The following is a 25,573-nucleotide window of genomic DNA, read 5'->3' as shown; positions in this document are numbered from 1 at the left end:
GCTAGAATAGCGCCAGCGAAACGCGGGCGCGCCGAGGAGACGCGGCCCGAGAACCCGATAGGAGCGCCCATGAGCTTTGCCATTGTCACCGACTCCTCGAGCAACCTGCCCGAGGACATCATCGACCAGTACGACCTGGCCGTGCTGCCCCTCACCTTCATGGTGGACGGCGAGGAGTACCGCAGCTACCTGAAGGGCGAGAAAACCGACCTGTCCCAGTTCTACACCATGATGCGCGAGGGCAAGGTCATCACCACGTCGCTTCCGAACCTGAAGGAGTCGCGCGAGACCATCGAGGCGCTGCTGAAGGAGGGCCGCGATGTGCTCTACCTGGGGTTCTCCAGCGGCCTTTCCGGCACCTACCAGGCCATCGAGCTTCTGCTCACCGAGCTGGGCGGCCTCTACCCCGACCGCACGGTAGCCTCCGTGGACACGCTCGCCGCCTCCCTCGGCGAGGGCCTGCTCGTCTACTACGCGGCGAAGATGCGCGAGGAGGGCAAGACCATCGAGGAGGTGCGCGACTGGGTGGAGGACAACAAGCTGCACCTGGCCCACTGGTTCACCGTGGACGACCTCATGTTCCTGTTCCGCGGCGGCCGCGTCTCGCGCACGAGCGCCTGGGCGGGCACGCTTCTGAACATCAAGCCGGTCATGCACGTGGACGACGAGGGGCATCTCATCCCGCTCGAGAAGGTGCGCGGCCGCAAGAAGTCGCTCAAGGCGCTCGTGGACCACATGGAGCAGACGGCCACAGCACCCGTGGCCGACCAGACGGTGTTCATCACCCACGGCGACTGTTTGGAAGACGCCGAGTACGTGGCCGACCTCGTCCGCGAGCGCTTCGGCGTGAGCGATATCCTCATCAACTGGGTGGACCCGGTCATCGGCGCCCATTCGGGCCCGGGCACCATGGCCCTGTTCTTCCTGGCAAGCGAGCGCTAGGCACCGGGAGCTGGCCGCGGGGCCGGCTCTCTTTTTCGCCACATTCAGAACAGATGTACCCTTCTCATCCTCCATGCGCTACAATGGCCCCATGGACGACGCCATCGACATAACGCTTCCGCCCTGGGAGGGGCCGGCCATCCTGCTCGTGGATTTGGACGCCTTCTTCGCCTCGGTGGAGCAACTCGACCATCCCGGCTGGCGCGGCAAGCCCGTCATCGTGGGCGGCGACGCCGACGCCCACGGAGTGGTGTCCACCTGCTCCTACGAGGCCCGCGCCTTCGGCGTGCGCAGCGCCATGGCGGCTTCACTTGCCCGCGAGCTGTGCCCCGAGGCCATCTGGACCCACGGCAATTTCCATCGCTACCGCGAGGTGTCGGCGGCCATCATGGCTATCCTGCGCGACGAGACGCCCCACGTGCAGCAGGTCTCCATCGACGAGGCCTTCATGGACGTCTCCCCCACCGCCGTGAACACCGAGCACCCCGTGCGCATAGCCGAGCGCATCCAGCGCCGCGTGGCAGAACTCGGCGTCACCTGCTCGGTGGGCGTGGGCGCCACCAAGTCGGTGGCCAAGATCGCCTCCGATGCCGACAAGCCCCGCGGCCTCACCGTGGTGTGGCCCGGCGCCGAGGAGGCCTTCCTGGCCGATTTGCCCGTGCGCACCGTAAGCGGCGTGGGCGCCGCCGCCGAGCGGGTGCTCACGGCCCACGGCATCCGCACCTTGGGCGACATGGGCCGCGCCGACGCCTCGCTTCTGCGGCGCGTGTTCGGGAAGAACGGCGAGATGATGCGCGAGCGCGCCCTGGGCCGCGACCGATCGGCCGTGGAGGAGGACGACACGGTGAAGTCGGTCTCCAACGAGGTCACCTTCGCCCGCGACCTCACCGAGCGGGCCGACATCGAGGCGGCGCTCTCCACCATCGCGGCCAAGGTGGGCCGCCGGCTGCGCCGGAAGGGGCTCGCCGGGCGCACTGTCGCCGTGAAGGTGCGCTTCGCCGACCGCACCACCCACTCGGTGCAGCGCCAGCTGCCCCGTCCCACCGACGACGACATCGCCTTCACCCCGCTTATCCACGCCATGATCGACGACATCTGGGTGCCGGGCGCGAAGGTGCGCCTGCTCGGCGTGGCGGTGAGCCGCTTCGAGGAGGAGACGGGACCGGTGCAGGAGAGCCTCTTCGACGCCGACGGGCTGGACGGGCGCGAGAGCTCCCCTGCCGCGCGCGAGGCGACGCCCCTCATCGCCGACGACGCGAAGCGCCGCCAGCTTCTGGCCGCCACCGACGCCCTGCGCGACCGCTTCGGCGACGCCACCGTGCGCTTCGGCTTCGAGCTGCGCAACGAGGGCAACACCACGGGCAGTTCGTCGAAGAACGTGGAGGACTACAAGTAGCGCAAGCCGCGTCAGCAGTGTGCGGTCCCGGCGGCAGGGGGGGGCGCTCGCGGCGGCGCGCCCTAGCGGCGGTTCAGGGCGTAGAGCTCTACGAGCCCCCGCAGGCCGAGCGTCTGGTCCACCGAGGCCTCGTGGGCCATGAGGGCCGCAATGGACTCCGCTCCGCGCCCCGTGAGCACCACCGGCGTCCTGTAGCCGGCGTCCTCCCAGATCATATCGATGAGCCCGTCGATGCGGGCCACCTCGCCCATCACGATGCCCGCCTGCATGGCCGCCTCGGTGGTGCGCCCCAGAAGCGCCCGGGGCGCTCGCAGCTCCACGGCGGGAAGCTGGGCGGCGCCGCTCGCCAGGGCCGCCGCGCCCAGGCGCATGCCCGGGGCGATGATGCCGCCCTTGAACGAGCCCTCGTCATCGAGCAGCTCGAAGGTGGTGGAGGTGCCCAAGTCCACCACGAGCACCGGGGCCCCGTAGGCCGACTTCGCGGCCACCATCTCGGCCACGCGGTCGGCGCCGACCGAGGAGGGATCCGAAAACGCCATCTTAAGGCCGCTCTTGAGCCCGGGCCCCACCGTGAGGGGGCGCGTCCCGGTCAGGCGCCGGGCCGCCTCCACCCACACCTCGGTAAGCGAGGGGAACACCGAGGCGATGATGGCGCCGTCGGCCAGGGGCGCCCGGGCGGGCAGATCACCCGGCGCGAGCGCCGCATCGGGCGCGAGCGGCGTCAGGCCGCAGTCCACCGCGTCGAAGAACGTGGCCACGGCCGCCACGGCCTCGTCGGCCGTACAGCCGGCGTCCGTCCCCACCGACCACTGGGCCGCGAGCACCCCGCCCGTGGCCAGGCCGAGCCGCGTATGCGTGTTGCGAATGTCGATGGCCAGAATCAGATCCATCGTCCTCACCCCTCAGAGACGCCCGCGGCCTGCGAACCAGCGGAACACTTAGTTGAACTTGAAGATCTTCTGGGCGATGCGGTAGCCCTTGAGGCCGATCTGCTCGCCCGCCTCGGTGGGCAGGTTCGTGGCCAAATTCAGCGCGTTGGTGCGCACCCGCCGGTACAGCGACGGGTTCTGCTCCTTGAGGTAGGCCCAGATGCCCTTGAGGTCTTCCTCATCCTGCTCGCCGCCGCGCATGCGCAGGAACACCGAGCAGATGCACATCATCATGGAGAGGTAGTTGCGCAGGTAGTGACGCAAATGGCGGTTGCGCACTGCCTGCGGGTCCACGTTGTCGATCATCTGGCGGGTGACGCGCAGCTGCTGGTCCATGCGGCCCATCATCACCTTCTCGTTGACCGACTGGTCCTCGCGCCCGATGAAGTAGCGGTAGGCGTCCACGTTGAAGTAGCGCATGGTGCGCACGTGCACGAGCGGCTCGTAGACGAAGATGTTGTCCACATAGAAGGTGTGCTCGGGCAGCGTGAGGTGCATCTTCTTCAGCATCTCGGTGCGGTAGTACACCGAGTGCATGAGCAAATACTGGCTCGGCAGGAAGGTGCCCACCTCGTCCCAGCCGAACTCGTAGCCCTCGGGCAGCACGTTGGAATATCCCATGACCTTCTGCACGCCCTCGTCCACCTTCTCGTAGACGTAGTTGGCCACCACCATGTCGCAGGGCACCGGCGCCTCCACCTGGCTGCGCATGTACTCCATGAGCGGGAACATGGCCGCCGCATCCAGCCAGTCGTCGGAGTCGACCACCTTGAAGTAGAAGCCGGTCGCGTTCGCAAGCCCCGTGTTCACCGCGCCGCCGTGGCCCTTGTTGAGCTGGTGGATGGCGCGAATAATACCGGGGTGCTCGCGCTCCCAGCGGTCGGCGATCTCGGCGGTGTCGTCCTTCGTGGAGCCGTCGTCCACCAGCAAGATCTCGATGTCGTCGCCGCAGGCCAGAAGCGTTTCCACGCAGTGGTCCATGTAGGCGGCCGAGTTGTAGCAGGGCACGGCGAAGGTGATGGTCTTCATGGCGGCGGCTCCTAGCAGGCGGGGGTGGCAGAGGAAGTGGCGTCAGCTTCCGGCGCGTCGGGGTGATCGAGCGCGAACAGGATGCGCTCGGAGGCGGCCAGGGCGTCGACGACCACCTTGTCCATGTTGAAGTAGCGGTACTCGGCCAAGCGCCCGAGCGGGTAGAAGTTCGGCAGCGCGTCGGTCAGGCGCCGGTAGCGCTCGTAGCGCGCGGTGTTCTCGTCGTTGATGATGGCGTAGTAGGGAATCTGGGTGGCCGGGTCCTCGTAGGCCCGGGGATACTCGCGCATGATGGTGGTGCGCGGCCCCTTCTGCTCGGTGAGCCACTTGAACTCGGTGATGCGCGTGAAGTCCTCGGTCACCGTGTAGTTCACTGTACCGCAGGGCAGGTGGTAGTTCTCCTCGAAGGTCTCGTAGACGAACTCGAGGGAGCGGTAGGGCAGGCGCCCGAAGCGCGCGAGGAAGAGCTCGTCCAAAGGCCCGGTGTACACGATGGGGCCGTCGAAGGCCTCCCCCTTGATGCGGATGGCGGAAAGGGGCGCGTCCTCGGCGCCGCTCTCGAACACGAGCTCGAAGACGCTCTCGGCCTCGGTGTCCAGGCACACGCAGATGCGCTCGTGGGAGAGCATCTCCTCGAACAGGCGCGTGTAGCCGTCCTCGGGCATCCCCTGGAACTCGTCCTGGAAGTAGCGGTCGTCGCGCGAGATGAACACCGGCACGCGCGCGGTCACCGAGGGATCGACCTCCTCGGGGGTGAGCCCCCACTGCTTCTGGGTGTAGTAGAGGAACACGTTCTGGTACACGAAGTCGGCCACCTCGGCCAGATCGGGGTCGTCCTGGGCGCGCAGCTCGTTGATGGTCACCTTGCGCTCGTCGCCGAAGGTGTCGATGAGCTTCTGGATGAGGACGGCGGCCTTCTCGTCGCCGAAGGCGATCTCCATGGAGTTCTTGTTGAAGGGCACGGGCATGTAGGTGCCGTACCAGTCGGCGAGCACCCGGTGCTGGTAGCTCGACCACTTCGTGAAGCGGCCGAGGAACTCGTAGGCCTCGCGGCTGTTCGTGTGGAAGATGTGCGGCCCGTAGCGGTGCACGAGGATGCCCGCCTCGTCGTAGGCATCGTAGGCGTTGCCGGCGATGTGCGGGCGCTTCTCGATGACGAGGACGCGCAGGCCGCCCTGCTCGGCCAGCTGGCGGGCGGTCACGGCGCCGGCGAATCCGGAGCCGACGACCACCGCGTCGAAGTCGGCGATGGCGATGGCGCGAAAATCGGCGTAGTTCACGGACATGGGCGGCTCCTCGGTCTGTCTCGGTGGAATCCGCGGCGCAGGGCGCGTCGGGGCAGATGTTCTCAGCCGATATTGTACCTACTCCCCCGCCTGGCGGCGGAAAGGTTCACATACAAACCGAATATATGAACCTCACGCCGGCTGTGCATCGCGCCACACGGCCGCGCAAGGGCGGCGGTGCCCTATCATGGGAGGCGGACTCATCCCCACCGGAGAAAGGAGATGCCCGTGAGCGCATTCCTCGATACCATGATCGCCCAGGCGAAGGCCGACAAGAAGACCATCGTGCTGCCCGAGGGCAACGACATCCGCACCCTGCAGGCCGCCGAGAAGATCCTCGCCGAGGGTATCGCCGACCTCATCATCCTCGGCAACCCCGACGACATCGCCGCGGCCGGCTGCGACCTTGCGGGCGCCCGCATCGTGGATCCGCTCGCCTCCGAGCTGCGCGAGCCCTACGCCGCGCGCCTGGCGGAGCTGCGCGCCAAGAAGGGCATGACGTACGAGCAGGCCCTGGAGCTCATGGACAACGAGCTGTACTTCGGCATGATGATGGTGAAGGAGGGCGAGGCCGCGGGTCTCGTCTCCGGCGCCTGCCACTCCACCGGCGATGTGCTGCGCCCGGCCCTGCAGATCCTGAAGACCGCGCCCGGCGCGTCGATGGTGAGCTCGTTCTTCGTCATGAACGTGCCCGACTGCGAGCTGGGGCACAAGGGCACCTTCCTGTTCTCCGACTGCGGCCTGGAGGTGCAGCCCGACGCCGAGCGCCTGGCCCAGATCGCCATCAACGCCGAGGCCGCCTGGAGAAGCCTCATCGACGGCGCCGAGCCGGTGGTGGCCATGCTGTCGCACTCCTCCTACGGGTCGGCCAAAAACGACGACGCCGACAAGGTGGTGCGCGCCACGGCGCTCGTGAAGGAGCTCGCGCCCGAGCTTACGGTAGACGGCGAGCTGCAGCTCGACGCCGCCATCGTGCCCGAGATCGGCGCGGCGAAGGCCCCCGACTCCCCCGTGGCCGGGCGCGCCAACGTGCTCGTGTTCCCCGACATCGATGCCGGCAACATCGGCTACAAGCTCGTGCAGCGCCTGGCGAAGGCCGAGGCCTACGGCCCCATCCTCCAGGGCATCGCCGCGCCGGTGAACGACCTGTCCCGCGGCTGCTCGGCCGACGACATCGTGGGCGTGGTGGCCATCACCGCCGTCCAGGCTCAGGGGAAGTAACCGAGCCCCGGCTCACGCCAAACATATCGAAGAGCTCGTCACGGCTGTGGACGCCGAGCTTCTTGTACACGTGGCGAATGTGCGACTTCGCGGTCCCGTTCGCCACGACCATTTCCCGGGCCACTTCCGCAGCCGACTTCCCCTCCAGCAAGAGCACGAGCACCTCCCGCTCGCGCTCGCCGAGGTTGCGCTCGGCCGCGATACGGTCGATCTGCGCGAGGGGAAGCCGCCCCGCTCCGCCGCTCCCGTCGCTCTCTTCCCGTGACAGCAGTTCCTCGGCCCGGCGCGGAGTGACGCCGCGGCGGATGAGGATAACCATGGCCGCGTTGGCGGCGACGATGGACAAGATGATGAGGATGTCCGACGACCAGGAGCCCGCGAACACGATGCAGAGCGCCATGACGACGCGCCCTGCGATGCAGCCGGCGGCGAAGGCGACCATAAGCCCCAGAAACGCCCGGGCCGCCTCGCGGGGGCGCCCCTGCATGCCCGCGACGAGCAGCACCACGGCATAGGTCAAGAACAAGAACATGCCCAAAGCCGCCAAGTCGAACGAGATGGCGGGATCGAGGTTCAGGGACGAGGCCGCGATGGTGGCCATCACGATGGCGGGCACGGCCACGCTTGCCAGCGGGAACGACGAGACGTTGAGCAGCAGCGCCGCAGCGCACACGACGAGCATGGGGGCGAAGAAGGCCCCGGTGGCAAACGACGCGCTCTCGCCGCCGATGCCGGCGAAGGAGATGGCGGTGATGAACGCGAAGCTGAACAGGAACGTCGCCGAGGGCGGATAGCTGAAGCCCGCCTCGGCGGCATCTGCGGCCTCGGCGGCGGCCGGCAGGGCGGCCAGCTTCCGCGTGAGCACGAACGTGCCGATGAGCAGCAAAACCCCCATGCACACGCAGATCTTCACCGCCTCGAGCCCCGAGAAGACCCAGATGGCGAACGAGGCGAACACGGCCGACAGCATGATGTTCCACACGATGCGTGCCGCGCCCAAGCGCAGGTGCACCGCGAACCAGGCGAGCATGACCACCGGGAGGTACAGCCCGAAGATGGCCCCGCATACCCAGTTGAACGCTTGGGGAATTTCCACCCCCATCCCGAAGAGGACGCAGTACAGCACGAGCGTTGCCTGCACGAGAGCGGCGAGCAGCCACACCGCCGCGCGCCCGAAAGGCGGCCGCGCCGTATCCCTCAACCGCAGCACCAGCAGCAAGGCGCACAAGAGCTCGGCGACGTAGGTGGCGTCGGTATAGGACACCATGAGCGCGGAGGTGTGCCACATCGCCGGCCAGAAGTACACCTGCCCGACGAAGGCCAGGTTGCAGCCGAGCCCCACGAACAGGCTCGCCGCGCCGGGAGTCGCGAACTGCTCCTCGAATCCCGCGCGCAGGGACGCCGCCGCCGATGCCAAACGGTTCATAGTTCCCTCCCTTGATAAGCGGCCTTCATCAAACCATAAAGGAAAGCCCATTACCACCCTTGACTTTACCGCGGAATACCACGGGTGAGCAGTGGGTTAGCGGGGTGGGTTAGCGAATTCTACCTCTTGTTACCCTGCTGTTACCTCTCACGGTAACCGCCGCCTGCTCGCTATAGTGAGGTCGTCTCGAGGGCCTCCCGCCCTCAACCGGTCGCAACTTATAGGGAGGGGCGACCGAAACCTACGAACGTAAGGGAGTGGAAATGAGCAAGTTTTCGCGTCGTGAGTTCCTCACGGGTTCGGCCGCCGGCGTCGCGGCCATCGCGGGTCTCGGCCTGGCGGGCTGCGCGCCCGAGGGCAAGGGCGGCTCGGCTATGGCCGCCACCGGCGAGGGTTCCACCTTCGCCGACACCATCGCCTGGGACGGCGAGTACGACGTCGTCGTCATCGGCTTCGGCGCCGCCGGCGCTGTGTCCGCCTGCTACGCCGCCGACGCCGGTGCCAAGGTGCTGCTGGTCGACAAGGCGCCCCAGGGCATGGAGGGCGGCAACTCGCGCTTCTGCGGCCAGATCATCCTGAACTCCGACAACAAGGAGTCCATGCTCGCCTACAACAAGGCCATGGCCGGCGACTTCTCCATCGATGAAGAGCTCTTCGACGTGTACGCCGAGGGCCTCACCCAGACCAAGAACATGCTGCGCGACTTCTTCGGCGTGCCCGAGGAGAACTTCCTCGACTGGAAGTACGACTCCTCCGCCCAGCCGCTCATCGGCATGTTCGCGCCCGAGTATCCCGAGCTCGAGGGCGGCGAGGACCTGCACGTGCTCACCGTGAGCGACAACGTGTGCAACTCCGCGCTGTGGAAGGTGTACCGCAACAAGGTCATGTCCATGTCCGACAGCATCGACGTGTGGTACATGGCTCCCGGCATGAACCTCATCCAGGATCCGGTGAGCAAGGCCGTCATCGGCGTCGAGATCGACAAGGCCGGCGAGACCGTGAACGTGCGCGCCAAGAACGGCGTCGTCATGACCATGGGCGGCTTTGAGAACAACAAGGAAATGGTCGAGGATTACCTGGGCCTGACCAAGAGCAGCCCGGCCGGCACGCTGTTCAACACCGGCGACGGCATCAAGATGGCCATGGGCGTGGGCGCCGATCTGTGGCACATGGAGGCCTTCGAGGGCAACTGCTTCGCCCTGGGCGGCATCTCCTTCGTGGTGCCCGAGGACCAGCACGCCAAGACCTTCAACGACCTGCGCAACCTGTCCGGCAGCATCATCGTCGTGGGCAACGGCGGCGAGCGCTACCTGCGCGAGGACGTGTACAACCGTCACGGCCACGTGCCGAGCAACGGCGACTGGATCAGCCCCAAGCGTCCGCGCAACACCTACATGGTGTGGGACGCGGCCCAGAACAAGGCCATCACCGAGGAGTACCACGGCATTCCCGCGGGCTTCGAGGACCAGGTCGTGAGCGCCAACAGCATCGCCGAGCTGGAGGAGGCCCTGGGCATCCCGGCCGGCAAGCTCCAGCAGACCGTGACCGACTTCAACAAGATGGCCGAGGAGGGCTACGACCCGGCATTCTACCGCGCCGCTGAGACCATGCGCGCCTTCGGCGACGGCCCCTTCTACGCCATCGAGATGATCCAGGCCTTCCTGAACACCCAGGGCGGCGCCCGCCGCAACGCCCGTGCCGAGGTCGTGGGCACCGACGGCGAGCCGATCCCCCACCTCTACTCCGCGGGCGAGTTCGGCGGCATGACCCCGTATCAGTACAACGGCGGCGGCAACATGGCCGAGTGCCTCATCTTCGGCAGCATCGCCGGTGCGAACGCCGCGGTTGAGAAGGACCCGCTGCCCGTGCTGCCCATGGGCGTGGAGTCCAACATCGTCTACACCGCCGGCAGCGGCAGCCACCAGGTCGACCCCGACCCGGCGCAGTCCGTGCAGCTCGGCGACAACGAGTACCTGGGCACCTCCACCCTGTGCATGGGCAATGAGCTGGCCGTGAAGGTGACCATGGACGGCGACAAGATCGCGGCCATCGACATCGTGCAGCAGCAGGAGACCGCGGGTGTGGGCAGCAAGGCCCTCGACGCCCTGCCGGCCCAGATCATCGAGACCCAGTCCACCGAGGTGGACGCCGTGGCCGGCGCCACCGTCTCGAGCACGGCCCTCAAGGACGCCGTGAACAACGCCCTCGCCCAGGTGAAGTAAGTAGCCTGATGCGATAAAGGGGGCGGGAAACTCAGCCCCCTCCCTCCCCACTGGAAGCGGAGCCCGCCCACGCAGGCTCCGCTTCCTTTGTCGTGTGCGGCGCGCGGAGGCCGCCCTCCCATGCACAGCCGATCCGTCCCAGCACGAGAAAAGCCCCGAGCGCACAGGGGGCGTGCTCTCGGGACCGGAAAGATCGCGGTATATCAGATGGTCCTACGCCAGCTCGGACACCTCCAGGGAGCCCTCCTTCACGAGCTGGTAGGTGTCGCGGGCGATCATGTACTCCTCGTTGGTGGGGATGACGATGATGCGCACCTCGGAGTCGTCGGTGGAGATCTCGCGCTCGTGGCCGCGCAGCTTGTTCTTCTCGGGATCGATCTTGATGCCGAGCGGCTGCAGGCCCGCGAAGATCATGCGGCGCATCTTGTCGCAGTTCTCCCCCACGCCGGCGGTGAGCACGATGGCGTCCACGCCGCCCATGACGGCGATGTACTGGCCGATGTACTTCTTCACGGAGTTGGAGTACATGTCGTAGGCGAGCTGGGCGCGCTCGTCGCCTTCCTCGGAGGCCTGGCGCACGCTGCGCAGGTCGTTGGAGATGCCCGAGATGCCCAAAAGGCCGCTCTTCTTGTTCATGAGGTCGTTCACCTCTTGGGTGGTGAGGTTCTCCTTCTCCATGATGAAGGGCACGATGGCCGGGTCAATGGCTCCGCAGCGGGTGCCCATCATGAGGCCGTCGAGCGGGGTGAGCCCCATGGAGGTGTCCACGGCCACGCCGTGGTCGATGGCCGAGACCGAGCAGCCGTTGCCGAGATGGCAGGTGATGAGCTTCAAGTCCTCGATGGGCTCGTCCATGATGGCGGCCGCGCGCTCGGAGATGTAGCGGTGCGAGGTACCGTGGGCGCCGTACTTGCGGATGGCGTGCTTCTCGTACAGCTCGTAAGGCAGCGGGTACATGTAGGCCTTCGGCGGGATGGATTGGAAGAACGACGTGTCGAACACGGCCACCATGGGCTTGCCCGGCATCTGGGTGCGGCAGGCCTCGATGCCCATGAGCGCCGCCTTGTTGTGCAGGGGCGCGAGCTCGGCCAACTCGTCGATCTTGGCGATGACGTCGTCGTCGATGACGACGGAGCGATCGAAGTACTTGCCGCCCTGCACGACGCGATGCCCGATGGCGTCGATATCGTCGAGCGAGTCGATGGCCTTGTTCGGACCCGAGGTGAGCGCCTCGAGCACGACGGCCATGGCGGCGTTGTGGTCTTCCATGGGCTCGTCGATGACGAGCTCGTTCTCATCGATGCCGTGCTTGTGGAACGCCTCGGCGCTTCCGACTCGCTCGCAGATTCCCTTGGCGAGCACTTCCTGGGTCTCGACGTTGACGAGCTGGTACTTCAGCGACGAGGAACCAGCGTTGATAACGAGGACGTTCACGGGACCTACCTCCTAATCAATGGGTATTCACCTATTGTAGGAGCACCGCGAAAGCGCCCCGCGGCGGGATGCGCCCCCATCGGCGAGCGGACGTTCGATTGCCGATCGAGCGCGGATAACCCCCGCAGACGGCGCCATCCGCAACTAGGAGAGCGTCGTATCGCGCTCCGCGTCGTCGGGAGCGGACACGAGCTCGCCCATGAGCACCTCCACCTGCTGCTCGGCGCCGGCGAGGCGCTTCTGGAGCGAGCCGAGCAGCACCACGCCGCGCTCGTAGCTGGCCAGGCTCTCCTCCAGCTCGAGCGTGTTGCTCTCAAGCACCGCCACGATGGACTCGAGCTCGCTTAAGGCCTCGCGGAAGGTGAGCTCGTCGACGGGGCGCGCAGCGGCGCCCTCGGTTGCCTGTTCGGTCATGGACGTTCCTTTCGTCATTCGGCCGCATCGCCTTCCCGGCGAACGGCGTTCACGGTACAGTCGATCGTGCCGTCGGAGACGGCCACGACAAGCGGGCATCCGGGCTCTGCCTGCCCGACCGAGCGCACGACGGCCCCCTCCCCGTCGCGGGCGATGGCGTAGCCGCGGGCGAGCACCGCGAGCGGCGAGAGGTCGTGCAGGCGTGCGGCGTTCACCGAGAGCGCCGCGCCGAAGCGCTCGGGAAGGTGCTCCCCGGCGCTCAGGAGCCGCCGCCGATCGTCGGCCACCGCCGTCTGGAAGCGCTCGACGAGGGTGCCCCCGCGCAGCGCCAGGCGGTCGCGGGCGGCGCCGAGGGAGCCGGTGGGTCCGGCGAGCAGCCCGGGCAGCATGCGGGAGAGCGCCGAGGAGAGCAGCTCGAGCCGGTGCCGGTCCTCCCGGAGCATAGCGGGCAGCGCCCTCGAGAGGCGGTCGGACAGGTCATCCAGGGCGAGCGCCTCGGCGTCGAACAGGCGCGTCGGCTCGCGGAACAGCGGCAGGGCGCCGAGACGCTCGACGGCGCGGGCGGCGCCCTCGAGGCGGCGCTCCTCGGCCCGGTGCAGCGCGCGGCCGAGCGCGGCCAGGCGCCCGTCGGTCTCCTCGCGCGCGGGGGCCACGGCCTCGGCGGCGGCGGTGGGGGTGCTCGCGCGCACGTCGGCCACCATGTCGGCGATGGTGGTGTCGGGCTCGTGCCCGATGCCGGTCACCACGGGCACGGGGCACGCGGCGATGGTGCGGGCGAGCCGCCGGTCGTTGAAGGGCATGAGATCCTCGAAGGAGCCGCCGCCGCGGCCCAAAAGCACCATCTCGGCACCGGCGAACACCACCTTCGCCAGGCCCTCCACCATCGCATCCGCCGCGCCGGGGCCCTCCACGGGCACCCCGGCGAAGAGCACCTTCGCCAAAGGGTAGCGCCGGCGCAGCGTGCGGAGCATGTCGTGGATGACCGAGCCGCGCGGCGAGGTAACGATGCCGATAACCTCCGGGTAGGCGGGAAGGGGGCGCTTGCGGTCGGCGGCCATGAGGCCCATGGCCTCCAGCTCCCGGGCGAGGTTGGCCACCTGCAGGCGCAGCTGCCCCTCGCCGGCGAGCGTTACCGTGAACACGTCGAAGTTCATGCGGCCCTTCGCCGCGTACAGCGAGAAGCGCCCCGTCATCTCCACGAGCGCGCCGACGGCGAGCTGCACGCCGGCGGCCTGGTAGCGGTTCATCCACATCATGCAGGGCAGCGACGCCTTCTCGTCCTTCACCGTGAAGTAGACGGCCTTGTAGCCCGGCTTGTCGTTCACCTCGGACACCTCGCCCACCAGGCGCACGACCACCGATTCCAGGGCGCCCTTGGCAAGCCCCATGGCGGCCGACACCGACAGCGCCGGCTCGGCCTCCTCTTCAGTTGCCACGGATTCCGCCGCGTCTGCCATCGGACCGCCCCGACCGCGCCTAGTCCTCGCGCTGGCCGAGCAGCCAGAGCAGCTGCAGAATGGAGGTGAGCGCCGCGGCCAGGTAGGTGAAGGCGCAAGCACGCAGCACGTCGAAGGCGCCCTTGCGCTCGTCGGCCGGCAGCCCGATCTGGCCCATGTAGACCATGGCGCGCTGGGAGGCGTTGAACTCCACCGGCAGCGTGACCAGCTGGAAGAGCACCACGACGGCGTACATGACGATGGCGGCCGTGGTCAGCCCCGAGATATGCAGGAAGATGCCGGCCATGAGCAGGAAGATCCAGGCGTTGGAGGCCAAATTCACCGCCGGCACGATGGCCCCGCGGATCTTCATGGGGGCGTAGTCCTGGGCGTACTGGCAGGCATGGCCCACCTCGTGGCAGGCGGTGGCCGTGGCCGTGATGGTGCGCCCGTCGTAGGCCTCCGGCGACAGCGTCACCGAGTTGCTGCGCGGGTCGAAGTAGTCCTGGCCGGGGCCGCCGCGGAACACCTGCACATTGGTGATGCCGTAGTAGGCGAGCATCTGGCGAGCGGCCTCGGCGCCGGTGAGCCCCGTGGAGTTCGCCACGTGGTTGTAGGTCTTCAGCTTGTGGTTCACATACCACTGGGCGCCCAGGCCGATAATCAGGGTCACCACGACGAGCATGAGGTAGCTGTTGGAAATCATCGTCTCTCACTCCTTGGGAAGTACGCTTCCGAAAATGTTTGGACGCTATTATAGACAAGCGCCCCGGCCGGCGGCCCGCTCGGCGGCGAATGCGTGAAAGATACGTAAAGGGCGCGCCGCGCCCGCGCGAGCGGCTAGGCTCCCACGGGCGTGACGACGAGGCCGTCGGGGCCCAGCGACAAGGCGATGCGGCCGGCGAGGAGATCGAGCAGCTCCTCCCCCACGATGGCCCGCCTCCACCCGTGCAGGACGTCGATCCCCTCGCGGTAGCCGCGGGCCACCTTGGCCAAGTCGCCGTGGCTCGCCAGGGTCTGCATGGCGATGTCGTTCTCCTTCGCCCGCAGGCGCACGAGGGCCTCCATGAGGTCGAGCTCCGCGTCCACGTTCGGCTCGCTCTTCAGGCACTTGTCGAGCTCCGGCCACTTCTCCGGCGGCGCGTCCAGCCCGCGGGCGAGGGCGGCCACCACGGCGCGGGCGTCCCGTGTGCACAGCTTCTCCCGCACCCCGCGCACCATGAACAGCTCGTCGATGGTACGCGACTCGCGCCGGCACGCCTCCACCACCTGCTCGTCGGTGAGCACCCACTTGCGGGGCAGGTTGCGCTCCTGGGCCGCAAGCTCCCGCCAGCAGGCCACCTCGCGGGCCGCCGAGAGCTGCCGGCGGCTGAGCTGGCCGACGCGCTTCAGGCGCCGGAACCGCTCGCCCGCGTCGCTCACGTAGTTGGCCGGGTCGGCCATGGACGCGAAGTCGTTGTCGAGCCAGGACAGGCGCCCCTTCGCCTCCAGGCGCTCCCGCATGATGCGGTACATTTTCGGCAGATACACCACGTCGTCGGCCGCGTACTCGAGCTGCGAGTCGGACAAAGGGCGGCGCGACCAGTCGGTGAACGAGTCGCTCTTCTTCAGGTTCACCCCGCACAGGCTGTGCACGAGCGGCCCGTAGCCGATCTGCTGGGTGTGCCCCAGAAGCGTCGCGGCCACCTGGGTGTCGAACAGGGGGCTCGGCAGCACGCCGAGCTCGCGGTAGAGTATCTCGAGGTCCTGGCCGCCGGCGTGGAAGAGCTTCACGATGGTGGGATCCTCCAGCAGGGGCACGACGACCGAGAGGTCCTCGACGGCGAACGGGTCCACCACGGCCACCTCCGTGTCGGTGGCCAGCTGCAGCAGGCACAAGTTCGCGTAGTAGGTCTTCTCCCGGAGGAACTCCGTATCGATGGCCAGAACCGAAGAGGAGGCGGCCCGGCGGGCGAAGGCCTCGAGGTTTTCTTGGTTCGCAATGTATTCCACGTTGGTCCTTGTTCGTCGCGGTGTCGGTTGTAGTACCATCCCATGATAGCAAAGGGAAAGGACTTGTGTGAAACTGCTCATCGTGAACAACCTGTCTTCGGGGCTGCGCGACGGCGCCATCTACGATTTCATGCGCGCCTTCAGCCGCGACGGAGACGAGATCTGCGTGCGGTGCACGAGCGGCTGCACCGATCTGGCCGACTTCCTCTGCGACGCCGAGGACTTCGACGCCGTGGTGGCCGCCGGCGGCGACGGCACCGTGGCCACGGCCGCCTACCTCCTGGCCGAGACCGGTATCCCCCTCCTGCCCTTCCCCGCCGGAACCGCGAACCTGCTGGCGCTGAACCTGGCCTCGCCGGCCGAGCCCCACGCCCTGGCCAAGCTCATGCGCGAGAGCCGCCTTATGGACTTCGACATCGGCGAGATAGAGCTGTCCGACGGCACGCGCCGCGGTTTCACCATGATCGCCGGGGCCGGCTACGACGCCACCATCATGCAAGGCGCCGAGGCCTCGAAGAAGCTGCTCGGCCCCATGGCCTACTTCACCTCGGCCTTCGCCAACCCCTCGCCGCAGTTCTCCGAGATCGCGCTGACCGTCGACGGCGAGCGCATCAAGACCCAGGGAGTGGGGGTGCTCGTGGTGAACTTCTCGAAGCTGCAGTTCGACATCTCGGTGGTCCACGAGAACATGCCCCGCGACGGCATGTTCGACATCGTGGTCATGAACACCCACGATGCGGTGGGGCTCATCCCCGCCCTGCTCAGCTGCATGCTCGACCGCGGCGGGGAGTTCCCCACGCGCCCCGGCAGCCTGCAGGTCTACCGCGGCCGCGAGGTGACCGTGGAGGCCACGCCGCCGCTGGCCGTGCAGTACGACGGCGAGGTGACCGGCACCGCCACCCCCTTCACCGCCCGCATGCTGCCCGAGGCGGCGCGCTTCGTGGTGAGCGAGGAGTGCCTGGCCCTCTACGACGAGGAGAGCGCCGAGCCGCTGCGGCTCGACTAGAGGCGCCGGGACGCGCCGGCCGCCGCACGCGACTCCCCAACGTCAAACGCCGGCCACTTTGCGCCGCCCGAGCGCACCCCGCGCCCACCCGAGCCAGAACGCAAACGAGGCCCCGGATCATCCGGGGCCTCGCTGTGTTTACGGGATGCGGGCGCCTCGGCGCTACACGAGCCCGGGCGTGGTGACGAGCAGGTACACCGACACGCAGGCCGCCAGCACGATGATGGCGAGCACCACCTTGTCGCGCGTGTTCTGGAAGCACTTCTCGCCGCGCTCGTGCTTGCCCCAGATGTACATGATCACGCCGGGCAGGTACAGAAGGCACATGAGGATGAGCCCGAGCACGCCGGCGGCCCAGGACAAGAACAGACTGTAGATGACGCCGACGACGCCGAGGATACGCCAGAACCACAGCGGCGCCGCGAGCTTGCCGCGGAAGGCCTCGGGCTCCTTGAAGGCCACTTTCGCGAAGTAGGCCGCCGACAGCAGGTAGGGCAGAAGGATCATGCCGGCCGACAGCGTGTAGAAGAACTGGTAGGTGGAGTCGGTGAACAGCCACGTGATGAGGAACAGCTCGATGATGCAGTTCGTCACCACGAGCGTGACCACCGGCGCGCCCTTATCGTTGGTCTTCGCGAAGGCCTTGATAAACACGCCCTCCTCGGCCGCCTCGAAGGGCGACTCGCTGGCGAGCACCGTGTAGCCGAGCATGGCGCCGATAAGCGAGAGCGACACGGCGAAGTTGATGAGGATGGCGCCCCAGTCGCCCACGGCCGCCTGCATCACGTAGGCGAGCGCCGGGTTCTCCAGGTTGGCGAGCTCGGAGAGCGGCATGACGCCCATGGACAAAAGCGACACCATCATGTACAGCGTGAGCACGCACACGAACGCGATAATGGTGGCCTTGCCCACGTCCTTCGACTTGCGGGCGCGCCCGGAGATGGCCACCGCGCCCTCGATGCCGATGAACACCCAGATGGTCACCATCATGGCCGACTGCACCTGGTCCATGAAGGCGAGCTCGGGATCGGCGCCGGTCTGCAGGTTGGCCATGAAGATCTCGGGGTTGAAGGCCCCCAGGAAGATGATGGCGATGATGGCGATGAGCAGGGGCACGAACTTCGAGATGGTGATGACCGCGTTAATGAGCGTCACCTCGCTGATGCCGCGGCTCACGAGGAAGGCGTAGAACCAGATGATGACCGACGCGCCGATGACGGCGGCCAGGTCGGTGCCGGTGCCGAAGATCGGGAAGAAGTAGGACAGGGCGCCGAAGAGCAGGGCCGAGAAGCTGACGGTGCACAGAAGCGCGCTGATCCAGTAGCCCCAGGCGGAGTTGAAGCCGAGGAAGTCGCCGAAGCCGGTGCTCGCGTAGGTGTAGATGCCGCCCTTCAGGTCGGGCTTCACACGGGAGAGCGCGAAGAACGTCATGACCAGGCAGAACACGCCGATGGCCGAGATGGACCAGGCGGTGATGATGGCCGCGCCGCTCGCCCCTCCTGCGGCCTGATCGCCGGCCAGGGTGAACACGCCGGCGCCGACGATGAGGGTGATGACCGTGGTGACGAGGCGGAACAGCCCGATGCCGTTCGGATTCGTCACGCCGTCTTGGGAAGCCTGCGGTGCCGCGGCGCCCCCGGTGGTCAGAGATTCATTGCTCATGGAAAGACCAACTCCTCGATAGGAATACATTGCACACCATGATACCCCAGGCGCAGTCACAGCATCGCCACAATTTGGCCAAGTAACCATCGCGTAACAGATGACGGAGAAGGTGAGCTTATTCCCTGGAACAGGATCTCGCTTCCACGCTGTTTCCAAAAGGAAAGGAGAGAAGAAAAAAGGTCGGAAGCGTTCAAACTTCCGACCTGGTGTTTCATGGTGCGCGATACAAGATTTGAACTTGTGACCTCTACCGTGCTGCGATCTTGCTCATCACTTCGCTGTCTTCTCCGGTTTCCTCTGGCGGTTGCCAGTCGACTATGGCATCAATGGAGATGCCATAGCCTCCGCGAGTTTGAGCGCCTGATCTAAGCCGGGCGTGGTTCCGCCCATCTCGTAGCAGGCGATGCTGTTCTGTCCGACGCCGCACGCCTCCGCCAGCTCCTCCTGGCTCCAGCCGCGCTTGGCCCGCTCGACCTTGAGGTTGCGCGCCGCCTTCTCGTTGCCGTAGCTCACTTGCCTTCACCCCCTCTCCCGATCCGGTAGCTGACGAGGGCCAGCGAGGCCAGAAAGAAGACCGGCCACGCCGGCACGAAGGCGGCCAACGCGAGGGTGCCCGAGCACCCCCCTATGCCGAAGGCGACGATATTCCGCCGATTCTTTTTCCCATGCTGCTCCTTCTCACACGGATCTCCTTGATACTTCAGCTTTCTGATAAAGTATTTCAGATCAAATTAATATAAAGATGGAATGTTAAGCAATAATTTTATCTTTCTGCTGAAGTCATTCGAATATCCATGTATGATTTGCGCTGAAGGGAACGGGCAGAAGATGGACTTACAGTTGAAAAAGCTGCGAACTCTCAAAGGTCTTTCTCAAGACGAAATGGCCGAGAAGCTAGGGGTGAAAACCAGTAGATATGGCACACGGGAGAGAGGCGAGCGCATGCTGTCTCTCAAGCAGGCCTACGACTGCGCGGTCATCCTCGGCTGCTCCATCGACGCCATAGCGGGCTACACTCCCCCCGTGTCCTACTCCGATCCGGCTCAGGAGGCGCTGAACGGCTACTGGGAGTCCATGAACGCCGACGGACGCGAGCGGCTTCTCGGCATCGCCGAGCTGGCGGCAGACGGCAACGCCGTGCGCGTTCAAAAAAGCCGGGGGATGTACGAGTACCGCCCCCGGTGGAAAGGAGCGCGTAGGTGAGCGGGAAGGAAGAGAAAGGATCGTGGCAGCGGGCCAAGGAGAGCAAGGGCCTTGCGCTTGCCCTCGCGATCATCGGATCGCTGGGCTTCCCCATAGGGCTCTTCGCATGGATCGGCATATCGCCGGAGATGGTTGGGGGGCAGGCCTACGACGTGCTCTTCGTCATGTGGCCGATCCTCGTGGCCGCGCTCGCGTTCCTGGCGGGGTGGAACGTCAGGAAGCTGCTGGCGGCGAGGGAGCTGGGCAAGAGGGACGCCCGCATAAAGGAGCTGGAGGAGTCGGCGGCGAAGAGCGCCGAGCGCATCGCGGAACTTGAGGCCGAGAACGAGAGGCTGGGAGACATCGCGGATCGGGGGCGGGAGGAGGCCCGCCAGCGGGAAGCCGACATGGTGAGGAAGATCAAGGGCCTTGAGCCTACAGCGAGGTTCATCGTCGCCATGTGCTACTACTCCGGCCCGTTCATCGAGCCGGCGGGCAGCGGTTGGACGCGCGTCATCGAGGAGCGCAACCCCGGCGTTCTTGCGGAAATGGAAGGATCCGTCATCGAGACGGACTTGCACGGCGACATGAGCACGATATGGAACCTCAGCGACGAGGCCCGTTCGGCCATCGACGCGAATCCCGCTCTCGTGGAGTCGCACACGAAGGAGATCGGCGGCACAAACTGCCCCCTTGAGATACGTCTCGCCAGCATCGACGAGGGAATGCTCGTTTTCGACCCGCGAGTGTTCGATTACCACGTGATGGGGTTGATGGAATAAGCAAACCACCAGCAAAACCCTAGCCAACCCGGAGCACGAGGATATCGTGATAACCGCCAGTGACGAGCATAGCGTTGAGCTTATCGGCACAGTGGTGTGGTTCCAAGCAAGCAAGGAGATAGATTAATGGACACTTCAGACCTCAAATGGGTTCTCGACAGAACAACGGAAGCCGTTAGATGCATCGATTCCAAGAACGGCATCATCACCGCTGTTCTCGCCGGCATCGCGGCGATATTGTTCTCAAACGAGTCGTTCTCGCAAGCCGTCTACGACTCTTTTGCTTCGATGAGAGCACTAGCGATGCTCGCCATGGTCATTGCATCAATCGCCACTGTCTTGGTTGTCGGCTCCCTGCTCGCTTCAATTGTCCCTCGATCCAAGTGTCCCAGCAGTTCTTCGATATACGCGGGAAAGATCGCAGAGCTTGGAAGCGCTGACAAATACTTCGATTCGTTAGCAAGAAACGATTACAGCCTAGATGACGACATTGCTTCTCAAATATACGAAAATTCAAGAATATTCGAACGAAAGACTACCTGGAACCGGCGGGCAACCATAGCGCTACTTTTCTTGATAGGAGCGCTTATCATATTCTCAATTTTCTATGCGATTGGAGTTTGATGGTGGTGTATGACTACAAAAAAGGAAAACAACGCGTCGAGGCTATTTTTGATGGCAAGATGGAAGTGGTGGAGAAAGGCTCGCTTCCATCAGGAGACAGCTTCACGTTTGATAACGCCTACCATTCGTGGATAATGGCCATCTTTGTCGATATACGTAACTCGACTGAGCTAATGTCGAATAAGGATCAGGAGTACGTCGCAAAAGTGGTGCGCTCATTCACTTCCGAGGTAATTGAGATACTGAGGGGAGACGACCGGGAACGGGAACTGGGCATTCGCGGAGATTGCGTTTACGCGATCTACACCACACCCCTCAAAAGCGACATCTACGAGGTATTCGACAAAGCTGTTTGGGTTAACACCTATATCAATATGCTCAACAAGATATTGACACGCAGAAACCTCGGCAAGATTCGAGCCGGCATCGGCGTAGCGGTCGGAAACGACCATGTCATAAAGGCGGGGAGAAAAGACACGGGGATCAACTCGATTGTATGGATGGGAGACGCCGTGTCGAAGGCGGCAAAGCTTTCAAGCTACGGCGACAAGAACGGCTACAGCCGCATCTTCCTGTCCAGCATGGCTTATTCTAACCTTATAGACGAATACAATAAGCGCATACCTGAGAAGAGTCCTGAGAGTTGGTTTCACCGATGCGACTCAGTTATGTTCGGGGCCCGATACTGCAATGTCGTCATGACCAACATGAACGAATGGATCAATAGCGGTATGTCAGATTAGTTGCCGGGGAAAATCAACTTGTAGAACAGAAAAATCAGAGCAAATCTAAAGCGATCCCTTACCAAATAGCAAGCAAAACGAGAAAGGAAGAGACCATGAAGAAGATCGTAGCAATCGCCGCATCGGGCGCGCTCGCTCTGGCGCTCGCCGGATGCTCCGGGGCCGAGGAGAAGCCCGCGGCCGAGCAACCCCAGACGGCACCGTCCGAGCAACAGGCCGCCCCCCAGCAGGAAGAGCCCGCGAAGGAAGAGCCGGAGGCCGAGGCGCTGAGCCTGGACGGCACATGGAAGTCCGTCAACAACGAGTCCGAGGACTCGTGGCAGGAGGCCGTCATCGACGGCGGCACCATCACCATCAACTGGGTGAGCGACGGCGGGGACACGAAGTCCCTCTACTGGGCGGGCACCGTCGATCCGACCGACGGCAAGACCGTGGAGGACGTGTTCGCATGGGACTCGGTGAACGATACCGAGCAGACCAGCAAGGCCATGCTCGCGTCCGGTGACGAGACCAAGGCGTTCACCTACGAGGACGGGCAGATCAGCTACGAGGCGTCCGCCATGGGCACCACGAAGACGGTGCGGCTTGAGCGCGTGAGCTAGCGCCAGCGTTCCGGAAGAAAAGAGAGAAAGGAAGAGACATGGACGCAAGAGAAGAAACCGTAAACGAAGTGAAGCAGATCAGCCTTGCCATCAACATGGACATATCGGATTTCGGCGGAGTGTTCTCCAACGGGTTCGAGATGTACACCAACAGCGGAGAGTCAAGGATAGACTTCATGTACATCGATCTCGCGCACACCAACATTGACACAATGGAGGCCCCGGCCAAAGTGGTATCCCGTGTAATCATGACCTCGGAGAAACTTGCCGAATTGCGCGACCTGCTGAACAGGCACTTCGACGGAGGCGCGGAGGGTGACAATGCCTAAGGTGGTTCTGACCGCCTCCTCCCCCGTGACGAGCAGCACCGTGGTGGTCTACGAATCCACCTTGACGGCCCACCGACTGAAGCATCCGCAGCCGTTCACCGACGGCGAGCTGATCCAGTGCATAGAAGATCCGGACATCGTAGCCAAAACCGGACACGAGGAAGAGGAGCACGCTAAACGTCTGGTATACTACAAGCATATGCCGTGGGAGCAGGGGCCGCCCATTATGAAAGCGGTCGTAGAGCACGGCGAAGACCCCGGTGTTCTTACAAGTGCGTTCAGAACCAGCAAGTACTCAAGCGATGGTGCTATAGTACACATGGGCCAGGAATTCAAGAAAGGACTCGAAAAATGATGAGGCTGAGCGCCAGATTCGACGACGCCGTTTACGACGACGCCACTGACGTGATGTTTTTCCGCCTCGGCGAGTCGCCGTTCTCGGACGAGGAAGAGATCTATCCTGGCGTGCATCTGCTCTACGCCTACGACACCGAGCGCAGGGACGATGTTGTCGGCATCGAGATCGAGGGTTTCAGGCGGAAGTACGGACAGCGCCCCTCATCGATAGCAATACCGTCACGCTCTCCTCTTGAGTTAACTTTGGCGTAGCCTCAAGTCGAACCCCTTTCGGCTAATTCAACTAAGCACCAAGCAAAAAATAGAACCCCGCATCAGTTTGGCGACGGAGGCGGGGTTCAAAAGAGATACCAACCGAATAAACGGAAGGCAAGGTGAATTCTACACCATGGCTGGCGTGAAAGTGCGCGGAAAGGGCACCTTCGTCCAACTGGACAAGTCGGTGCCGAGGAGCCGGTGCAGGAAGTGGGAGCTGCGCGTGAGCGTCGGGCGCGACCTCGCCACCGGAAAGTACCCTCCAAGAACCAGGAAGCTCAACGGCACCCCGTCGGAGGCCAACCGCGCCCTTAGGGAGTTCATCGCCGAGATCGAGCGGAGCAACGCGCAGCGCAGATCGGATATGGATTTCGGCGAGTACGCCGATGCTTGGCTGGAGGAGCGGCGCAAGAGCTGCGCCCACGGGATGTGGCTCAAGAATTGCAGTCAGATGAAATGCGCCAAGATGCACCTCTCCAAGGCCCGTTTGGCGAGATACGGCCCCAGGACCCTCGAAAAGACGTACAAGGCCCTCCTGGACGGCCACAGCCCCTCTGGAAGGCCTTTGTCTGGCACCTACGTCAACAGCATCCACGTGACGCTGCACCGGATGTTCCGCTAGGCGGTGAAGGACGGCCACATGGCCTCGAACCCCTGCGGCTTCGCCGACGCCCCGTCGCTGGACACCGTGGAGCGCAAGGCGATGCGCCGGGACGGCATCGTGGCGCTCGTGGAGAAGCTGAGCCCCAAGGATCCGATCCAGTTCGCCATGCGGCTCATGGTGAAGACCAGCATCAGGCGCGGAAGGGCCCACGGGCTGTCGGTTGGCGACGTGGACAGGGATGCCATGGCGCTGCGCATCCGCCACAGCTACGACGACGGAGGCAACCTGAAGGAGCCGAAGACGAAGGCGGGCGTCCGCGACCTCCCCCCCTCACGGAGAGCGCCCTGGCGGACATCGACGCCCGCATCGCCGACATCGAGCGCCGCTACCGCAACACCCGCAAGCGCCTCAAGACGGACGGCCCCGTGCTTGGGCCTGAGACCCCGCTCGTGGGCGACGGGCTGGGAAACAGGATGCTCCCCCCACTCCTCCACGCGATGGTGGACGCGCGAGCGCAAGGGACTGGGCCTGGAGAGATGGACGCTGCACGAGCTGCGACACAGCTACATCACGGAGCTGGCGCGGCGGAAGGTAGATCCGAAGGTGCTCCAGACCATCGCAGGGCACGCGAAGTTCTCCACAACCATGGACATTTACAACCACGTCGATATGGAGGACAAGAAGAACGCCCTGAAGGTGGTGGACTGGTGACCTCCGCGAAAATTCGTAGTTTTTTCGCAGCAGGGCGATTTTCGGCAAAAGAAAAGGCCGGAAGAAATGCCTTCCGACCTGGTGTTTCATGGTGCGCGATACAAGATTTGAACTTGTGACCCCTACCGTGTCAAGGTAGTGCTCTCCCCCTGAGCTAATCGCGCATTCAGGGCACGCGCAACGTCTCCGTTGCAGCGAGATAGTAGTTTAACAGAAAGTCATTCGCTGTCAAAGGAAATTTTCGGCATCGGTACCCTCGGGCAGCTCGGGGGCCTTGGACGGGGCTATCTTGTCGTAGGCCCAGTCGTTGGCGTACTTGGGGGGCAACGTGACCGCGTAGCGGGCGCCGCACTTGTCGCAGATGACCACCTTCCCCCACTTGGGGCGCACCATCCACCAGACCACGCCCGCCGTGGCGGCGGTCACGGCCACCGCGAGCAGTATCAGCATGTCCATGAAGCCGGCCTCGGCCTCGTTGCCGGTCGTTATCCCCGCGAGGGCCACGAGCACCCACAGGCCGATCACGTAGATGGCGATGCCGGCGACGAGCACCTTCGCGATGCCCGCCGTGGGCAGCATCCCCTCGTACTGGGTCGCGCGCGTCTTACACTCGCGGCACTTCACCTTGCTCGTCTCCATCGGGCACCGCCTCTCACGGCCGAATCGGTTCTCTACCGCCATGGTACCACAGCGTCCCCCTGTTTTTTGTGCGCGTGAGCAAGGAAGAATGGAACGAGAAGCCAGACGCGGGGATCCCCTGCCGCCCCCTTCGCCCCGGGCCGCCAGCGCAAACGTGCGCGGGGCTCCAGGTAGGGGTTGCACCAGGCCGCGGCATGGCGCCCCAGCCCGTCGGCGCGAGCGTGCGCGGCCCGCACGGCGCGCGAGAAGCCGGCGGAAAAAGAAAAGCTCCCCGAAGGGAGCTTGGAAGTTCTGGAGCGGACAACGGGATTCGAACCCGCGACCCTCACCTTGGCAAGGTGATGCTC

General features: G+C 65.0%; 27 protein-coding genes and 1 tRNA gene. 15 read left to right on the top strand and 13 right to left on the bottom strand.

From position 1 onward, the window contains the following. The first annotated feature begins 69 nt into the window (after positions 1 to 69). On the top strand, positions 70 to 942 hold the full coding sequence (locus Q5064_RS04765) for a DegV family protein (RefSeq protein WP_302962716.1): 873 nt from the start codon (positions 70 to 72) through the stop codon (positions 940 to 942). A gap of 91 nt (positions 943 to 1,033) precedes the next feature. Further along, a complete protein-coding gene (gene dinB / locus Q5064_RS04760) occupies positions 1,034 to 2,338 on the top strand; it encodes a DNA polymerase IV (RefSeq protein WP_302962714.1) in 1,305 nt (434 codons plus the stop codon). A gap of 62 nt (positions 2,339 to 2,400) precedes the next feature. Here the strand turns inward: dinB and Q5064_RS04755 are convergent, their stop codons facing one another. The 3 genes from Q5064_RS04755 to glf are packed head-to-tail and all read right to left on the bottom strand — an operon-like array spanning position 2,401 to position 5,582. Beyond that, positions 2,401 to 3,228: a type III pantothenate kinase gene (locus tag Q5064_RS04755; protein WP_302962711.1), complete on the bottom strand. Its 828-nt coding sequence runs from the start codon at positions 3,226 to 3,228 to the stop codon at positions 2,401 to 2,403. Positions 3,229 to 3,276: 48 nt separating this feature from the next. Further along, the gene (locus Q5064_RS04750) at positions 3,277 to 4,296 is read right to left on the bottom strand and encodes a glycosyltransferase family A protein (protein WP_302962710.1); all 1,020 of its coding nucleotides are present in this window, start codon (positions 4,294 to 4,296) and stop codon (positions 3,277 to 3,279) included. Between the two features lie 11 nt (positions 4,297 to 4,307). Further along, positions 4,308 to 5,582, bottom strand: coding sequence for a UDP-galactopyranose mutase (gene glf, locus Q5064_RS04745; RefSeq protein ID WP_302962708.1), 1,275 nt, complete (start codon positions 5,580 to 5,582; stop codon positions 4,308 to 4,310). A gap of 228 nt (positions 5,583 to 5,810) precedes the next feature. On the opposite strand from glf, the gene pta reads away from it, so the two are divergent. Further along, complete coding sequence (gene pta / locus Q5064_RS04740; RefSeq protein WP_302962706.1) at positions 5,811 to 6,803, top strand: phosphate acetyltransferase; 993 nt, start codon at positions 5,811 to 5,813, stop codon at positions 6,801 to 6,803. On the opposite strand, the gene Q5064_RS04735 is transcribed toward pta, so the two are convergent. Further along, positions 6,775 to 8,229: a LuxR C-terminal-related transcriptional regulator gene (locus tag Q5064_RS04735; protein ID WP_302962705.1), complete on the bottom strand. Its 1,455-nt coding sequence runs from the start codon at positions 8,227 to 8,229 to the stop codon at positions 6,775 to 6,777. The genes pta and Q5064_RS04735 overlap by 29 nt on opposite strands. A 263-nt stretch (positions 8,230 to 8,492) precedes the next feature. Between Q5064_RS04735 and Q5064_RS04730 the strand changes: the two genes are divergently transcribed. Further along, a complete protein-coding gene (locus Q5064_RS04730; RefSeq protein ID WP_302962704.1) occupies positions 8,493 to 10,451 on the top strand; it encodes an FAD-dependent oxidoreductase in 1,959 nt (652 codons plus the stop codon). 213 nt (positions 10,452 to 10,664) lie between these two features. Here Q5064_RS04730 and Q5064_RS04725 read toward each other — a convergent pair whose 3' ends face one another. The 5 genes from Q5064_RS04725 to rnd form a co-directional block, all read right to left on the bottom strand. After that, complete coding sequence (locus Q5064_RS04725; RefSeq protein ID WP_302962702.1) at positions 10,665 to 11,885, bottom strand: acetate/propionate family kinase; 1,221 nt, start codon at positions 11,883 to 11,885, stop codon at positions 10,665 to 10,667. Between the two features lie 144 nt (positions 11,886 to 12,029). Further along, positions 12,030 to 12,299: an exodeoxyribonuclease VII small subunit gene (gene xseB, locus Q5064_RS04720; protein WP_302962700.1), complete on the bottom strand. Its 270-nt coding sequence runs from the start codon at positions 12,297 to 12,299 to the stop codon at positions 12,030 to 12,032. A 14-nt stretch (positions 12,300 to 12,313) separates the two neighbouring features. Further along, the gene (gene xseA / locus Q5064_RS04715) at positions 12,314 to 13,735 is read right to left on the bottom strand and encodes an exodeoxyribonuclease VII large subunit (RefSeq protein WP_302962698.1); all 1,422 of its coding nucleotides are present in this window, start codon (positions 13,733 to 13,735) and stop codon (positions 12,314 to 12,316) included. Positions 13,736 to 13,775: 40 nt separating this feature from the next. Beyond that, the gene (locus Q5064_RS04710) at positions 13,776 to 14,441 is read right to left on the bottom strand and encodes a zinc metallopeptidase (protein WP_302962696.1); all 666 of its coding nucleotides are present in this window, start codon (positions 14,439 to 14,441) and stop codon (positions 13,776 to 13,778) included. Positions 14,442 to 14,575: 134 nt separating this feature from the next. After that, positions 14,576 to 15,727, bottom strand: a complete 1,152-nt coding sequence (gene rnd / locus Q5064_RS04705; RefSeq protein ID WP_302962695.1) for a ribonuclease D — start codon at positions 15,725 to 15,727, stop codon at positions 14,576 to 14,578. A gap of 67 nt (positions 15,728 to 15,794) precedes the next feature. On the opposite strand from rnd, the gene Q5064_RS04700 reads away from it, so the two are divergent. Beyond that, positions 15,795 to 16,733: a diacylglycerol kinase family protein gene (locus tag Q5064_RS04700; protein WP_302962694.1), complete on the top strand. Its 939-nt coding sequence runs from the start codon at positions 15,795 to 15,797 to the stop codon at positions 16,731 to 16,733. A gap of 162 nt (positions 16,734 to 16,895) precedes the next feature. On the opposite strand, the gene Q5064_RS04695 is transcribed toward Q5064_RS04700, so the two are convergent. Both Q5064_RS04695 and Q5064_RS04690 read right to left on the bottom strand, forming a co-directional pair. Further along, entirely contained in the window at positions 16,896 to 18,395 is a 1,500-nt protein-coding gene (locus tag Q5064_RS04695; RefSeq protein WP_302962692.1) for a basic amino acid/polyamine antiporter, read from the bottom strand. A gap of 318 nt (positions 18,396 to 18,713) precedes the next feature. After that, on the bottom strand, positions 18,714 to 18,911 hold the full coding sequence (locus Q5064_RS04690; RefSeq protein WP_302962691.1) for a helix-turn-helix transcriptional regulator: 198 nt from the start codon (positions 18,909 to 18,911) through the stop codon (positions 18,714 to 18,716). Between the two features lie 234 nt (positions 18,912 to 19,145). On the opposite strand from Q5064_RS04690, the gene Q5064_RS04685 reads away from it, so the two are divergent. The 10 genes from Q5064_RS04685 to Q5064_RS04640 all read left to right on the top strand — a co-directional run bounded on the left by Q5064_RS04685 (position 19,146) and on the right by Q5064_RS04640 (position 24,587). Then, positions 19,146 to 19,601, top strand: coding sequence for a helix-turn-helix transcriptional regulator (locus Q5064_RS04685; RefSeq protein ID WP_368389095.1), 456 nt, complete (start codon positions 19,146 to 19,148; stop codon positions 19,599 to 19,601). Then, entirely contained in the window at positions 19,598 to 20,362 is a 765-nt protein-coding gene (locus Q5064_RS04680) for a hypothetical protein (protein ID WP_302962687.1), read from the top strand. Before Q5064_RS04685 ends, Q5064_RS04680 begins: the two co-directional genes overlap by 4 nt. Positions 20,363 to 20,488: 126 nt before the next feature. Further along, positions 20,489 to 20,986 (top strand): Pycsar system effector family protein, encoded by a 498-nt coding sequence (locus Q5064_RS04675; RefSeq protein ID WP_302962685.1) that lies wholly within the window; start codon positions 20,489 to 20,491, stop codon positions 20,984 to 20,986. Further along, on the top strand, positions 20,986 to 21,729 hold the full coding sequence (locus tag Q5064_RS04670) for an adenylate/guanylate cyclase domain-containing protein (protein WP_302962684.1): 744 nt from the start codon (positions 20,986 to 20,988) through the stop codon (positions 21,727 to 21,729). The genes Q5064_RS04675 and Q5064_RS04670 overlap by 1 nt, the downstream gene beginning before the upstream one ends. A gap of 95 nt (positions 21,730 to 21,824) precedes the next feature. Continuing rightward, entirely contained in the window at positions 21,825 to 22,331 is a 507-nt protein-coding gene (locus Q5064_RS04665; RefSeq protein WP_302962682.1) for a hypothetical protein, read from the top strand. Between the two features lie 38 nt (positions 22,332 to 22,369). Next, on the top strand, positions 22,370 to 22,660 hold the full coding sequence (locus Q5064_RS04660) for a DUF3467 domain-containing protein (RefSeq protein ID WP_302962680.1): 291 nt from the start codon (positions 22,370 to 22,372) through the stop codon (positions 22,658 to 22,660). After that, a complete protein-coding gene (locus Q5064_RS04655) occupies positions 22,653 to 23,015 on the top strand; it encodes a hypothetical protein (RefSeq protein WP_302962678.1) in 363 nt (120 codons plus the stop codon). Before Q5064_RS04660 ends, Q5064_RS04655 begins: the two co-directional genes overlap by 8 nt. Beyond that, positions 23,012 to 23,269, top strand: a complete 258-nt coding sequence (locus Q5064_RS04650) for a DUF2283 domain-containing protein (protein ID WP_302962676.1) — start codon at positions 23,012 to 23,014, stop codon at positions 23,267 to 23,269. Before Q5064_RS04655 ends, Q5064_RS04650 begins: the two co-directional genes overlap by 4 nt. Before the next feature lie 136 nt (positions 23,270 to 23,405). Continuing rightward, the gene (locus tag Q5064_RS04645) at positions 23,406 to 23,894 is read left to right on the top strand and encodes a hypothetical protein (protein ID WP_302962674.1); all 489 of its coding nucleotides are present in this window, start codon (positions 23,406 to 23,408) and stop codon (positions 23,892 to 23,894) included. A gap of 18 nt (positions 23,895 to 23,912) precedes the next feature. After that, entirely contained in the window at positions 23,913 to 24,587 is a 675-nt protein-coding gene (locus tag Q5064_RS04640; protein ID WP_302962672.1) for a site-specific integrase, read from the top strand. An 89-nt stretch (positions 24,588 to 24,676) separates the two neighbouring features. On the opposite strand, the gene Q5064_RS04635 is transcribed toward Q5064_RS04640, so the two are convergent. Beyond that, positions 24,677 to 24,751 (bottom strand) — tRNA-Val (locus tag Q5064_RS04635). A gap of 64 nt (positions 24,752 to 24,815) precedes the next feature. Continuing rightward, on the bottom strand, positions 24,816 to 25,226 hold the full coding sequence (locus Q5064_RS04630; protein WP_302962670.1) for a hypothetical protein: 411 nt from the start codon (positions 25,224 to 25,226) through the stop codon (positions 24,816 to 24,818). Positions 25,227 to 25,573 lie beyond the last annotated feature (347 nt).

This window comes from uncultured Adlercreutzia sp., assembly GCF_958431955.1.
GTDB lineage: Bacteria > Actinomycetota > Coriobacteriia > Coriobacteriales > Eggerthellaceae > Adlercreutzia.
The sequence above is the reverse complement of the archived record's forward strand: the minus strand, read 5'-3'. Positions and strand labels throughout refer to the sequence as shown.